3 protein-coding genes are annotated in these 16,353 nt (G+C 43.5%); all 3 read left to right on the top strand.

Features of this window, described 5'->3' with window-relative positions; genetic code table 11:
* The first annotated feature begins 55 nt into the window (after window positions 1-55).
* The 3 genes from ABJF11_RS05860 to ABJF11_RS05850 all read left to right on the top strand — a co-directional run bounded on the left by ABJF11_RS05860 (window position 56) and on the right by ABJF11_RS05850 (window position 16,147).
* A complete protein-coding gene (locus ABJF11_RS05860) occupies window positions 56-1,609 on the top strand; it encodes a tetratricopeptide repeat protein (RefSeq protein WP_348118735.1) in 1,554 nt (517 codons plus the stop codon).
* Window positions 1,610-1,728: 119 nt separating this feature from the next.
* Window positions 1,729-6,924: a T9SS type A sorting domain-containing protein gene (locus tag ABJF11_RS05855; protein ID WP_348118733.1), complete on the top strand. Its 5,196-nt coding sequence runs from the start codon at window positions 1,729-1,731 to the stop codon at window positions 6,922-6,924.
* Window positions 6,925-7,198: 274 nt separating this feature from the next.
* The gene (locus ABJF11_RS05850; protein WP_348118732.1) at window positions 7,199-16,147 is read left to right on the top strand and encodes an Ig-like domain-containing protein; all 8,949 of its coding nucleotides are present in this window, start codon (window positions 7,199-7,201) and stop codon (window positions 16,145-16,147) included.
* Window positions 16,148-16,353 lie beyond the last annotated feature (206 nt).

Genomic DNA, 16,353 nt, shown 5'->3' with positions numbered 1-16,353 from the left:
AGCTTTCAATTAATATGCTTAGTTTCATCTATCGATTGAAACAGACAAGATATTAATGACGTCAATTTTTAAGCACATCTACCTGATCTTCGGCCTATTCTTTTTAGCAACACCATCACTTGCTCAGTCTGACTCTGGAAGAAATTGGCTGGTGGATTTGGAAAAAGTCGAGCAAGGACAGAATCCATCCGAAAATTTAGAAATCCTCACTCGATTGAAATCCTCACTCGATGAAAAAAATGATACGCTTCAGGTCAGATTTTACCTTCAGCTAGGGATCAGCTACGGCCAACTCGGTCAGGCCGATTCTTCGGTTTATTACCTGGAAAAATGTCAGCAATTGGCAAAAGCTGCTGGTGATCAAGTACGGTTGATGAGATCCTATAGCTCCTTAGGGATCTTGCATAGAATACAGGGGAAACACGAAGCCTCTTTAAACTATTTTCAGCAAGCGCTGGCCATCGCAGAGGAGGGAAGAGGACGTGCCTTCGAGCTGGCAGAGGCTGAAATATTAGGAAACACCGGAGGAATATTTTATCAGTTGAAAGATTACACTTCTGCCAAGACCTATACCAGAAGAGCACTGGACAAGGCAATTTTAATAGGAGATACCTCTGAGATTGCCTATGACTATCTCCGGCTGGCTATAGTCTATCAAGCCATGGATAGTCTGGACGTAAGCCTTAGCTACAATCAAAAGGCGAGCGTGTTTATGGAAATCTTACAAGACACGACCACGCTGATCTACATAGAAAATACACTGGGCAATATCTACAAAAAGAAGAATCAATTGGACCTGGCACTCCAGCACAACGAAAAAGCTGCTATGCTGGCAGAAGCCCTCGGTGATGCAGCAAATCGAGCACATACCCTCTTGGGTCTCGCCGAAATCTATTTGGAGCAAGGCAAATTGGCCACCGCAGAAAAAAGGATACAGGAATCATTGACTATTTCTCTGAATCAAAATTTTCCCATTCATTCTAAAAACGCCCGCTATTTATTATTTCAAATAGCTGAAAGGAAGGCATTGCCCGCGGAGGCTCTTCGAGAGTATAAAGTGTATGTGACCATCAACGATTCGTTGAATGCTGCCGAAACCAGAGAGAGAATAGCCGAATTGGAGACTAAGTATGAAACGGAAAAAAAGGAAGTGGTAATAGAAAAACTGAAACTTGAAAACCAACTGCAAGTAGCCAATTTGGCTAGTAGTAGAAACGCACAAGTAGCCATAGTAGTCGGGAGTGTGCTGACTATTTTGTTACTGATCGTTTTTTTTATCCTTAAGTACAAAAAACAAAAAGCGGAGCGAGAAGCACAAGAATTGCAAATCGATGCACTCAAAAAAAGATTTATGGAATTGCACTCCAGCCCATCAGATTTGGCCGTATCACTAGATTTTGAAGAGTTGAATGGCAAGCTTCACAATCCACTCACAGAAAGGGAATTCGAAGCGCTTAAGCTGAGTCTGGAAGGGAAGACAAATCCTGAAATATCTGAGCTTTTGTTTGTATCAGTGAGTACAATCAAATTTCATCTACGCAACACCTATTCAAAAATGGGAGTTTCCAACCGAAAAGAGGCATTCCAATACATGCTCAAAACTAGCTGATAATCAGCGATTTGCTAAAAACTACCCGACTGGGTAGCGAAGAACTAACCCATTGGGTCAGGTAGAATCTTTAGCATTTCAGCGTATTTCGATGGCATAAAAGCAAAAAACTTTATGCCATGAAAAAATTACTATCATTGATATTTATCCTGTCCATCGGATGGTTTGCACAAGCGCAAAATGTCAATATTCCAAACGCCAATTTCAAAGCCGCCTTAATCGTACATACTCCGGTAATCGACACCAATGATGATGATGAAATTCAAATCGTCGAAGCCGAAGCATTCAGTGGCACACTAGATGTCTCGTCAAAAGCAATCACGGATATGACCGGTGTTGAAGCCTTTATTAATATCAGCACGCTGAATATAGGCCTGAACAGCAACCTCACCAGTATCGATGTAAGTCAGAATACCGAACTTATCTATTTATATGCCGAACAGTGTAATCTTGGCTCCATAGATGTAACCGACCTACCAAAACTAGAACGGCTATATCTCTCACAGAACTCAATCACCAGCATAGATGTCAGCAGCAACCCTAGCTTGCAGTATTTCAATATCTATTTGAATGGCCTCACCTCGCTAGATTTAAGTAGTAACGAGGATCTTATTTCACTACGCGCATACAGCAATAGTATTACATCCCTGACCTTACCGGCCCAAGCGCTAAACTTATTTTCCTTGAACGTTGGAAGCAATTCATTGACCTCCTTAGATATCAGTATGTTTCCAAGCTTGTCAAGACTGTATGTCTTCAATAACAGTTTATCGTCATTAAATGCAAACATTGGAAGCCAGCTTTTTGACTTAAACGTAGTCAGCAATCCGAGTCTCGCCTGCGTCTCAGTCCATGATGCGGACAACCCGGCTTCCAGTCAGCTGACCGCTGATCCAGGTATTACTTTTGAAAATGATTGTGATGATCCTTCAGTAAAGTTTCCCGATTCCAACTTCGAAGCAGCTCTGCTTGCCATCACGCCGAGTATTGATACCAATGCTAACGGTAAAATCGAGAATTCAGAAGCCATTGCTCAGACTGGTTCGTTAGATGTTAGCAACAGCGGAATACTTTCACTGGTAGGTATCGACGCATTTGTGAATCTATCCGGACTAAATGTTAGCAACAACCAAATTAAGACACTAGACCTTAGTGCCAATGCTTCCTTGACTTCTGTCAACGTCTCTAACAATGCTTTTACAGTTTTAAAAGTCGACAATGGAGCCAACACCTCCATCTCGTCTTTCGATGCAAGTAGCAATGATGATTTGAGTTGTATTACCGTAGACAATCCCACCTATTCACAATCCAACTGGACAAACATTCCAGCCGGTACTGGGTTTAGCACCGATTGTATTGTAGACATTCCAAATACCGCATTCAAAACAGCGCTTATCAGCCATTCGCCAGACATAGATCTCAATGATGACGGGGAGGTTCAGGTGAGTGAGGCATTTGCATTCACCGATGACCTGAGCGTAGGAAACAATTCTTCAATTACTGACCTGAAAGGGATAGAAGCATTTGTCAATATTACCTACTTATTTGCTGGCAACAACGACCTTCAGTCCATTGATGTGACACAAAACATAGCCCTCGATGAATTAAGGCTCTTCAACAATAATGATTTACCCGAAGTAAACATGTCTACACTTAGCAATCTTGAGATTTCCTACATTACCAGCCTTTCCCTCACAGCAGTAGATGTATCTAACAACCCTAAACTAACTACGCTTTATATCGGAGGAAATGATATTTCAACTGTCGACCTTTCGAATAATCCGAACCTCACATTTTTCAGTGCAGGCAACAACGAATTGACCACCGTAGATTTCAGCAACAATCCGGATCTTGATGAAATTTACCTTCTCAATAATGAACTAATTTCATTGGATCTATCTCCTGTGACAAGCTACAGCACAGTCAATCTGACTAATAATATGAACCTTCTATGCGTCAAAGTACACAGCATAGCCTATGCAACGTCCAGAGTGACAACTAATTTTAATACGTATTTGTCCGAGGAAGAATGCCCTCCTGCCATGCCCGATGCCAAACTCCGTGAGGCGCTTTTAGCCCATGATCCCGTCATCGATACAGACGACGATGGTATCCTTCAGTTGGATGAAATCACCGCGTACAATGGCACTCTTTTTCTAGGAAGCAAACTGATTACAGATTTAACCGGACTAGAAAGTTTTGAAAATATCATCGGTCTTGAAGTATATAGCAACGCCATCAATCAAATCACGGTAAACACATTTACTGACCTGGAGTATCTGAACGTTTCAGCCCTATTTAGCGGAGGCATATCTGAGCTCGACCTCAGTGCAAACACCGCCTTAGAAAATCTGAATGTTACAGCCTCCGGATTGAGTTCTATTGATTTATCCAGCAATCCTAATCTTGAAACCCTGGAATGTAACTACAATTCATGGAGCGTACTAGACCTCTCGGACAATCCATTACTTACCAGCCTTTCGGCAACGAATAATAGCTTCGTAAGTATTGATTTGACCAGCAATGTCAATCTGGTCACACTCGACCTGAGCAGCAATCCCCTCACTTCAGTTAATCTTAGTCAGAATACTGCATTGGAAGATTTGGAACTTCAAATGACCAGCCTATCAAGCGTAGACCTATCCGCAAATACAGCCCTAATGAGATTATTGATAGCGGATTCTCAAGGCGAATTATTAACCACTCTTGACTTGAGTCAAAATACTGCACTTGAATATGTGAATTTGAGGAATAATGGTCATACTTCCATCACCTTTGGCAATAGCCCCTCTATCACCGAACTGGTGGTTTCGGCAAACTCACTATCATCGGTCGATCTCTCACCACTGACGGGCTTGTTAGAACTAAATGTCAATGGAAATCAGCTCACATCTCTAGACTTAAGCAATCAAGAAAACCTGATCGAGCTAAATGCTGCTGCTAACAATTTGGCTGCCCTTGACCTGACTGAGAGTCCGGACCTTCTCTACGCTTATTTGTATGAAAATCAATTGGCTTCAATTAATCTAAGTGGAAATCCGCTGCTAGAAGAGACCTATTTGTATGACAATCTTCTCACAAGTGTTGATTTTAGTAACAACCCACAATTGAATTCGGTCGATATCTATGAAAATCAAATCACATTTCTTGATTTTAGTGAAAACGGCCTGATCGAATCTGTGTATGCGTATGACAATGACTTATATGGATTCAATATGGCAAATGGAAATAATGGAATCATTGGGGATTTGGATCTTGAGAATAACCCAAATCTGATCTGTGTGACCGTAGATGATGTTACCTATGCCACTGCCAATTTTACAGATGTAGACTCTGGAGTTGGTTTTAGTATCGACTGTGGCAATTATGAGACAGACATTCTAACGTTCGTACATTCTGCCCAGACCGCACCGGCCACTATTGATTATGATAATTACACCATCGTATTACAAGTCGAAGCAGGTACGAATATCGGTTCATTGACTCCTACCGTTTCGCTATCAAGTGAGGCCACTTATTCCCCTCAGGGAGTACAGGATTTCAGTTCGGTAGTGACTTACAGATCAACAGCAGGAGATGGCAGAGAACAAGATTGGGACGTCACCGTCACAGAAGCGCTCGCAGACCCAACAGACATTTTGCTATCCGAAACAAGTATCGATGAAAATCTCACATCGAATTCGGTAGTGGGAGATCTCGCGTCGGAGGACGCCAGTTTTTCAGATAGTTTCACCTATACCTTTACCTCAGGAGCAGGAGATGATGATAATGCACTATTCGATATCAATATAGATGAGCTTCTACTCATACCTTCTGCTGATTTCGAAACTAAAAGCAGCTACAACATTCGTCTCCAAACCAACGACGGAAACGGCGGCCTGTTTGAAAAAACGTTGACCATTACCATCAACGATGTAAACGAGGCACCAACAGATATTCAACTTTCTAACCAGTCCATTGATGAGAGTAATCCTGTAGGCACTTTAATTGGCATTCTTTCCACAGAAGATGTAGACACTGGAGATACACACACTTACACGGTGTCAGATGGATGTAGTGTCTGCCGTACCCAAGAGTCGTCTAATTTTACTATTGTAGGAGATGAGCTAAGAAGTAAAGTCGCCTTTGATTTTGAAACCACGACTAATTATTCGATAGACATTACTACCACAGATGCAGGAGGCAATACCTGGACCGATAGTTTTAGTATTACTATAAATGACCTACCAGCCTCGGTCACGGCCATTACCCTAGATGCTTCAACAGTTACTGAAAATGAGCCTGCAGCCACTTTGGTAGGTATCTTTTCTACTTCTGGCGAAGATTTGTCTGGCAGCTTCACCTACGACTTCGTTGCTGGAGAGGGAGATGATGACAATGGTTCGTTTTCCATCTCTGGAGATGAACTAAGTGCAAAAGAAAGCTTTAATTACGAATTGAAAAACAGCTATTCTATTCTGGTGATGACCGACGATGGCAATGGACATGCGTTGATTCAGCAGCTGACCATATCCATAGAAGATCTATCCGAGTCTACCGATGCCAATATTCTCACATTTGTGCTTGCAGAGCAGACAGGTGAGGCTGTCATCAATACGTCGACTCATACGGTAAGTATAGAAGTAGCTAACGGTACAGACTTGACTAACCTAACACCAGAAATCACAATTTCAGCAGGTGCTAGTATCACCCCTGAAGGTGTTGAGGACTTTAGTAGCGCGGTCACTTATGTCATCACAGCAGAAGAACCTACGAGCTCAGAAGAATGGCAGGTATCCGTCACAGCGGCACGAAGCAATGCGACAGATATTTTGACTTTTGTACTGACCGAGCAAACCAGCGAGGCCACTATAGATGCGACCAATCATACCGTGACTATTGAGGTGACAAACGGAACGGATGTAACCAACCTTGTGCCAGCGATCACTTTATCAACCGGTGCAACTATGACACCTGAAGGTGCTCAGGATTTCTCATCAGAAGTTATATATACAGTAATGGCAGAAGATGGCGTGACCACCGAAGATTGGGGAGTATCAGTCACTCAGGAAGCGCAGACGATCACCAGTATCAACGATCCTATTTCCTTGTGGAAAGTATATCCAAATCCTGCCACAGAATGGATAAAAATAGAAGGTGCGAAGTCAGGACAAGTACAAGTTCGGTTGCTCAATATAGATGGGAAAATAGTACTTGACCAAAAGATTAGTCTTGCGGATCGAATAAATGTAACTCAATTGCAATCAGGTTTGTATATGCTGCAAGCCATCCATGATGATATCACCACAACAACGAAAATTCTTATCCATAGATAAGCTAGGCATAAAGGTTTAGGATAAGTATTAGGGCAGCTTCGGCTGCCCTTTATTTGTTATAACTGATTTTGTATTTTCTGCTTTCGAAATCAAAAAGCCAACAAAACATACAACCCTGCTGTTTTTTCATAAAACAAAAAATGCCACTCAGGAGCATTAATCGCTGTTTTTGACAAAACTACCCACTTGGGTAGGTAATAAACTAGACCCTGGGTATAGGTAAACTACCATAGTGAAAAACGAAATTCGGCATAGAAACTTAAACTTTTATGCCATGAATTCTAATTCTACATTTAAAAATCCTCTAGTCGAAAAACTCAAACTTCACTGGTTGTATATAGACAAGGTACTTCTGGGAATCCTGCTATTCTTCATATGCCTGGTCTTGACCTTCGCAACACATGCCAATCCAGCCGACACAGATCCACCGACCATAGTATCTATGTCGCCAGGCAACTACGCGACCAGCGTAGATCCTAACATAGGATCACTGACACTTACACTGAGTGAGCCAATTTTTGCCAATGGTGATTTATTAGATACCTATGATCATTTAAACCTAAGGTATCTTTCAGGAGGTGTCATTCAGTCATTTGAAATAGACGAATCCGACATTACTATTTCTGGCTCAACGATTACGCTAAATAATGTAGCCCCACTTTCTTACGGTCAGACCTACTATATTCAAAACTATACAGGTGCACAGGGCTTAGTAAAAGATGCCGCTGGAAACAAGCTCGCAGACTTTAATAATAGTACCACCTGGAGATTTACTACTAGATCTTCGGACCTCTATATAGTGTCTACTTCACCATCAGATGATGCTGGATTCATAGACCCAAGACCCAATGAAGACTTTTCTATTACGTTTAATCAACCCGTTTTTAAGGGGACACTTACGTGGTGGGTTCAAATTAGAGATGGCAGCAATACAGACATCCAGGGATTTTCTACCGGCGTACCTAGCCATATGGAGATTTCAGGAAATACAATCACCTTCAAAAGAGGCTCGACGACATTGCCGTATGGCGAGGACCTTCATATCTATATTCCGAGTCAGGCCTTCAAAGATGGCAACAATAGAAATTTTGAAGGAATCGCCTATGGAGACCACGAAACCTGGAATTTTACCACCAAAACAGAAGTCGATGCACCGGTGGTGTCTAGCCTGGTACCCGCCAACAACGAAGAAGGTGTAGACCCAAATCTAAATCAGGTGAGCATCAGATTTAACGAATCTGCATCCGTCGAGGCCAACGACTATATTAGACTTTATCAAATCACAAAATCTGGCCAAACCTTGATCGACCAGACTGATCCCCGAGATGCCATACTCAACAAAGGGTTATATACTATCCCCTTCGATGGGCACGGCGGATTGGTGTCAGGCGCACAATATTATGTCAGTATTGGCAACAATATATTTCACGACAATCAAGAAAACTACTTTGCAGGCACCAACGCAGATTCCTGGACCTTCCAGGTGAATAGAGCACCGACCAATATTTCGTTGTCCAGCAGTAGCGTGGAAGAAGAACAAGCCGCTGGAGCAATGGTGGGTACCATTTCTGGTGTGGATTCTGATGATGGCGATGATCTTTCATTTGCACTCGTAAGCGGCACTGGAAGTACTGACAATACCTCGTTTACTTTAGTTGGCAATCAACTCCAGACTACGACAGTTTTCGATTACGAAACCGCCACTTCAAAAAGCATACGACTGAGAGTGACAGACAATGTCGGAGCTACCTATGAGCGAGCATTTACGATTCAGATCATAGATGTAGATGATACACCTCCGATCATCACAGCGATCTCTCCAGTTGACGGAGCTACAGGAGTTGAGCGTTCGCCCGTCATCACATTTACCTTCGATGAAGATGTACAATTGACTGATGCCACCACCTCTACATTTTATCTTCGAAGAGTCTCAAATGGTAGCTCAGTGATGAGTTGGCAAGTGCCGCAAGGGGGATCCAATGAAAATCTCTCCATAGTTGACAATCAAATGATTTTCAATGTGGTGGCCATACTTGAATACAATACGGAATATTATTTTGACGGGCCAGCTATAGCAGACCTAAATGACAACGAAGGCAATCCATTTTTAGGAAATAGTTTCACAACACGTGCAGCATATACGGGTAAAGATATTTTGACATTTAGCGCCGATGGACAGATTGGCAATGCTACAATTGATACACCGAGCCGTACGATCACGGCGACTATGGATGCCTCAGCAAGCTTTAATGTGGAAACTACCGCCACCTATTCGCAGGGAGCATCTTCCTCGCTGACGAACAATAGCCCACATTATTTCGAGTCTGGAGTAGGCAAAGTGTTTTTGGTAGTACCAGAAAGTGGGAGCGTGGGAAGTTGGACCATTACCCTTACCTGGCAACCTATGTCTGGTACCTATACGATCGGTGATGCTGGTGATTTTGCATCAGTACAGACCGCTTTCAATCAGCTGCAAGCTTTGGGTATCAGTGGAGACGTGGTATTCGAAGTGCTGGATGGACATACCGATGTGCTGACCGCCTATATCGTCAATCCAGATCCAACCTACAACGTGACCATTCGCCCGGAAGCGGGAGCGACCAGTGTTGACTTTATCCCTACAGAACATTCTAATATCTGGTGGGCTACGGTGGATGTAGATAATATAATCATCGATGGTGCAGATCCAAGCAGCGGCAACCGTGTCTTTCATTTTCATAATCAGAATACAAACTTCAATAATATTACTGCCATCTCGCTGACTAGAAGTGATGATATAACCATCAAAAATTGCAAATTCACCATCTCCAGAGGATATGGGATTCGTACCTCGACACTTAGTGGAGGGTCTTCTAATCTTTTGATTGATAACTGCGAGTTTGAAGTCGATGCACTTGACAATAGTCAAAACACATATGGAATATCAGTAGAGTGGAATGGTGCGACAGGTGTATTGGTTAGCAACAACAGCATGTATAAAAAGACAGGGAGCCCCGATCCACAACTTTTTAATGGAATTGTTGCCTTTAATAGCCTCTCAGCCTTCAACAATTCTATTTCTATGGCCGCTTCCTTTTTTACAGGTATCTCTCTCAGTTCTAAAGAAAATAATGAGGTTGTCTATAACACCGTACATCTGTATGGAGATAACACCGGATTATATGAAGCAAGCCAGGTCAAAGGACTTGCTTTGATCAACAATTCTGGTACGCTCAAAGTACAGAACAACCTGATCAACATAGAGCGTAGCTACACCGCAGCGACCACCAAAGCAGCCGTTACCTTTTACAGCGGCTATAGCAATCAGACCATCTCTCACAACAACCTAAGTGTGACTGACGACGGAGTAAGCACCTGGGAATATGTCACCAACGGCAGTTTTGGCCATTATCAGTTAGAATCGGAAGTGTTGAACTATATGCCCAACACGACGTTCAGTACACCACAGTTTACAAACGCAGGCACAGGAGATCTTTCACTGGCCGGTGCGTCACGAGAAGATGATGACCTGAGGGGTATTCCCGTAGATGGCATTTCCACAGACATTTTGGGAACCAACAGAAGTGCTTTTATTCCGTCCAAAGGTGCTTATGAGGTAGCCAATACCAAGACCGATTTTGTTACCTTCTCCATACCAGAGCAGTACTACGAACCAGTGATAAACAAGGTAAATCACACCGTACTTGTAGAAGTGACACCTGGCACCCCATTTACTGCCTTGGTACCAACCTTTACACTTTCACCTGGAGCCACCGTCAATCCAGCCAGTGGTGATGAGCAGGACTTTACAGATCCTGTCAACTATTTTGTGAGCTCTGAAAATGAAGCAGCTGGTCAAAACTGGATGGTGACAGTGGCAGAAGCCGATACTCCACCGATGGCCACTTCTTATTCCCCATCTCAGGGAGAAACAGGAGTGTTAGTCAACGATAATGTCAGCATTGCATTCAACGAACCTACCTTACTTGGCACAGGTTTTATTAGCCTACATGATGGCACATCCATTGTTGAGACGGTAGACGTCACCTCCATGCAAGCCAATCATTCTTCGGCTACTTTCAATAGTACCTTGAGCGTCACCTTCTCCAATTTGCTACCTGAGACCAACTATGCCATTCTAGTCGATGAAGGCGTAGTAGAGGATCCTGCCGGCAATAAATACGAAGGAATCGACGATTTGGCCGTCTGGACCTTCACTACTATGGATGATGAGAGTGATCCACCGGTTTGGTACTACGAATATCCAGAATCAGGTTCAATAGATGTATCGGTTACCGATATCGAAAGCGATGGCATCTTTTTCGAATTCAATGAAAATATTTTGTTGGGCACCGGAAATATTGAAATTAGAAACTCAGCAACAGATGAACTGATCAAGTCGATTGACATCAATGATGAAAATAATGAATTAGGCGAAGAAGGGGTCGATCTCTATGGAGTAGGTTTTCTCCCGACTGCCACGCAAATGTATGTGCTGGTTTGCAACACTTGTATCACAGATATACTTGGCAATCCATATGCAGGCAATAGTCCGGGAGATTGGACCTTCACAACAGCAGGGCCTCGCATCACAGGATTGTCTCCAGCAGATGGTGCAATAGAAGTGAATCCGACCGACGACCTGGTAGTGACCTTCAACGAAAACGTTCAGTATTCTGGAGAGTCAGGCTATGTTAGGATTTTTAAAAATGATGATAGCATAGTTGAAACAATCAACCTGAATATCGCCAAAGCCACATTCGCTGACAATACTCTGACAATTAATCCTGATACGGAGTTGGACGGTAGCGCCTCCTACTACGTCCAAATCACCGATAGTGGAATCAATGGAGTAAGCTCCGGAATTGATTTCGGAGGAATCTCCGACCAAGATTCATGGACCTTTACCACGCTGGATAACATTTCTCCAACCCTTGTATCTTTTGATCCCACGATTGATCAAGTGAAGGTGGCTAACAATTCAGCCCTCGTGCTGACCCTAAGCGAGGACATGCAACTGACTAATTATCCAAACGATGAGATCAGAATTAGAAATCTCAGCAACCCAGGCACCATCTATAAAACCATTGACCCATCTTCAGGAGATGTTACCATAGATGGAAACGTGATCACCATAACACCTAGCAGTGGGATACTCTCTACGCAGCAAGAAGTCGAAGTGTATGTAGGCTGGAGTACGACTCCATTCGAAGATTTGGCGGGCAATGATCTCAATGAATTGTTTGACACCAGCTACAAATTCACGGTGGACAACGCGCCACCTTCGATACAAAGTATAGCACCTGAAAATGATGCATCAGACATCGCTGTCAACTTATCGCAGCTGAGCCTGGTGCTCTCAGAGACTGTAAACTCCGGTGTAGCTGGAAAATTTGAATTGCTCAACGCTGCGGACGAAGTGATAAAAGAATTTGTGATGGGGACATCTGATGTAGTTGTGAGTGGAAACACCATTACTTTAAACAATGTACCATTACTGTCTAATCTCAGTACCTATTGGGTCAGAAACAACAACACAGGAGCCAATGCGATCCAAGATGTGGCTAGCAACCCATTGGGCAATTGGACAGATGATACCACATGGGAATTTACCACTGCAGAGGCACCAGATGAAGAGTCTCCTATCCTTAGCGGTTTTAGTACCTCAGGAGCAGTTGCACTTGATGCCAATCTCGAGATCAACTACAACGAACCGGTACAAATCAACAGTGGATCATATTTTCTACGCGACGGTTCGGGTCAACTGGTACAAGCCCTCGCAGTAGATGGTCCTAACGTCAGCATTAGTGGAAATACTGTCGTGCTGAATCCTTCCAACAATCTGATTTATCATACAGATTATACGATAGAGGCGGCTTCTGGTGTAGTCATCGATTTGTCGGGTAACCCTGCCCCAGCCATTGGATCAGGAGATTGGAGTTTTTCTGCTGAGGGTATAATATCAGCACTGAGCCCAGCTGACGAGGCAAATGATGTGAGCCCGTTTGATGATTTAGAGATTACCTTTTCAAAAGGCGTTGAGCTGCAAAGCGGAGGGATTTTCCGAATATTCAGAAAATCTGACGATCAGCAGCTGGGAGTCAACTGGAGCTTCAATGGAGCCACGATAGATGGAAATACAGTGTCATATGACATCCCAATGGATCTAGATCCGGGAGTAGAAGTTTATATCAACATCAATGGAGGTATAGAGGATGATGAGGGCAATCCTGTCGACATTACGGATAACGAAACATGGAATTTCACTCCAGTGAAACAGAATCAAACCGTAACTCTGAACCCAATAGATTCAAAAACTTATGGCGACCAACCATTTCTGTTCGAAGTGGCAACAGCTACCTCTGGGCTTGGAATTGACTATACCAGTTCTGATCCAACCGTAGCTACTGTATCAGCCAATCAGATTACGATAGTAGGAGCAGGCACTACGACGATCACTGCTACTCAGGCTGGAAATACCTACTACAATTCGGCCTCCGCGACTCAGGATTTTACCGTTGACAAAGCATCACAGACGATAAGTTTTGCTGGTCCGGCGTCCAAAACCTATGGAGACGATTCTTTCACGCTCAGTGCGACAGTAAGTCCGTCTGGTGATGAAGTGCAGTTTGCAATAGAAAGCGGAACTGCCGTAAGCCTGAATGAAGATCAGGTTGTCATCATTGGGACTGGTGAGGTAACTATCCGTGCTTTTGTAGCCGAATCTGACAACTATTTGGCACCTACATCAGTGGACAGAGATTTTACGGTCGCCAAGAAAACGCTGACGGCCACCGCAGACAATCAATCCAAAACATACGGAGAAGACAATCCAGCATTGACCATCTCCTACGATGGGTTTGTATATGATGAGACCATAGCGGTAATAGAAACTTTGCCAACTACCTCCACAACAGCTGCTGCGCTTTCGGGGGTAGGCATTTATGAAATCGATGTGCTTGGCGGTTCGGACGACAACTATACGATAGCACTGATTGAAGGTGAATTAGAAATCACCAGGAAAACACTTATCGCTTCAGCTGATGACAAATCGAGAGAATATGGCGACGAAAACCCTGCTTTTTCATTGTCTTTTGACGGCTTCATCGATGGAGAAAACTCAAGTGACCTTACCGGACCACTACCGACCAGAAGTACATTGGCCGATGAAGAGAGTACGGTAGGAGAATATACAATATCCGTTTCTGGTGGATCAGATGACAACTATGAGTATCAGTATGAAGATGGAATATTGACTATAACTAAAGCCGAGCTGACTGTATATGCTGTCAGTACCATCAAAAACTATGGAGATGACAATCCTACATTGAGCATTGAGTACGAAGGATTCAAAAACGAAGAATCAGATGCGGATCTTGATATCATTCCTCAGGTAAGTACCGACGTTACAAAGTATAGTCCTGCGGGCAATCACCCTATAGAAGTAAGCGGAGGAGCATCCAACAATTATTCCTTTGACTATATCAATGGAGTATTAGCGATAGGTAAAATAGACTTGTCTGCTATAGTTGATGATCAGAGCAGAGCATACGGAGAGGCCAATCCCGAATTCACCATTTCGTATAGCGGATTCATAGCAGGTGAAGATGAAAACAATCTCGATGTGCTCCCACAAGCTGTCTCTAGTGCAGATGAGGACTCTGATGTAGGCAGCTATGCGATCACAATCGAAGAGCTCGAGGATACCAACTATGAAATATCTGTCACTGCGGGTACACTTACTATTGAGAAGGCTGATCAAAACATAAGCCTGACTGACATTACAGATAAGGTGAAGAATGCGGATCCGTTCACGGTGGAGGCTAGTGTAGATTCTGAATCTGAATTGAGCTACAATATACTATCTGGGCCTGCAACTATTCTTGGCAACACTATAACTCTCACAGGTGGGCTAGGTACGGTGACTGTAGAAGTAAGTGCTTTGGCTAGTACCAACTATAATGCTGCCGCGGAGCAGGTCACCTTCGAGGTCAACGACAAACAGCTACAAACTATCAGCTTCTCCTTGTCAGATCAGGTTTATGGCAACGAGAGTGTTTTGAATGGCTCGGCGTCAAGTAGCCTTGAAGTGAGTTATGAAATCGTTTCTGGGCCACTGGCGTTAGAAAACGGCACACTGACATTTACCGGTGTGGGGCTGGCAGAAGTCAAAGCGCTACAAGCGGGAGACGACACATACAACGAGGCTGAACCTGTCACTGTAGAATTTACGGTCGATAAGGCTGTCCTTACCGTGTCCGCTGATGACAAGAGTATCACCTATGGCTCCGAATTGCCTGAGCTGACTTATAACTATAGTGGGTTTGTCTATGAAGAGTCTGCTGATGATCTGACCTCCGAACCAACAGTCAGCACCGAAGCTACAGATACCAGCGATGCGGGTGTCTACACACTCACGATAGAAGGAGGGTCTGCTGACAACTACTCTTTTGATTTGGTGGATGGTGAGCTTACTATAATGAAGGCGGATCCAGTCTTGACCCTTGAGACGATTGATAATAAATCTTTTGATGCTGAACCATTCACTGTAGCAGCAGACATTGATTCTGATCAATCGCTTGCCTATACGATTACTGGTCCGGCCAGTATTTCTGAGACTGGCTTGATTACTTTGGATGGCGATGCCGGCGAGGTGGAGGTCACCGTTTCTGCAGCGTCCAACACCAATTACAACGCAGCCTCGGAATCAGTATCATTCTTTGTCCTCGCCGAAGAAATGCAGGATCAGACGATTACTCTTGGCACTATTGAAAATAAGCTGACAACAGATTCCTCATTTGAGGTAGAGGTAAGCGCCAGCTCAGGGCTGGAAGTGGAAATCACTGTGACAGGCCCAGCTACGGTTTCTGGTCAGACGATTACGCTGGATGGTTCTACGGGTATCGTGACAGTATTTGCCAATCAAAGCGGCAATGAGGCATTCAATGCCGCAGAAGAAGTGAGTACCAGTTTTGAAGTGACCGAGCCAGAAGTACTAGCTGTAGGTCCCACTCAGGTGGAAATCAGATTATTTCCAAACCCTGCCACGGATTGGCTCAATGTAGCTGGATTTGAAGGAATGGCCAGACTTCAATTGATCAATACCAATGGTAGGGTAGTAGTGGATCAAATGATGAGAGCTGCTGATCCGGTCAATATTACGCATGTTCGACCAGGTTTGTATTTGGTGCAAACCATTCAAGAAGATATTACCACAACAACAAAGGTCCTTATCCAGAGATAAGCTTGGCATAAAGGTTTAGGATAAGATTAAGGAGCAGCTTCGGCTGCTCTTTTTTGTTTATTAAACCTGGATTATGCATTAGGAATCGTGATGAAAGCTATAAAGCGCAAAGAAAGAGGCACTTATATTGAAGAGGCATAGCACCGCTATGGTGATTCAATAAATATATGTTAAGTGTCTATTTCAAAGTGCTTTATGATTGGAAT

It is taken from the genome of Reichenbachiella sp., from assembly GCF_039941815.1.
Lineage (GTDB): Bacteria > Bacteroidota > Bacteroidia > Cytophagales > Cyclobacteriaceae > Reichenbachiella.
This window is presented reverse-complemented; position numbering and strand designations above follow the sequence as displayed.

Bases quoted from the DNA above. Each gene is read 5' to 3' on its own strand.
- ABJF11_RS05860 (WP_348118735.1), top strand. From the start codon at position 56: ATGACGTCAATTTTTAAGCACATCTACCTGATCTTCGGCCTATTCTTT.
- ABJF11_RS05855 (WP_348118733.1), top strand. From the start codon at position 1,729: ATGAAAAAATTACTATCATTGATATTTATCCTGTCCATCGGATGGTTT.
- ABJF11_RS05850 (WP_348118732.1), top strand. From the start codon at position 7,199: ATGAATTCTAATTCTACATTTAAAAATCCTCTAGTCGAAAAACTCAAA.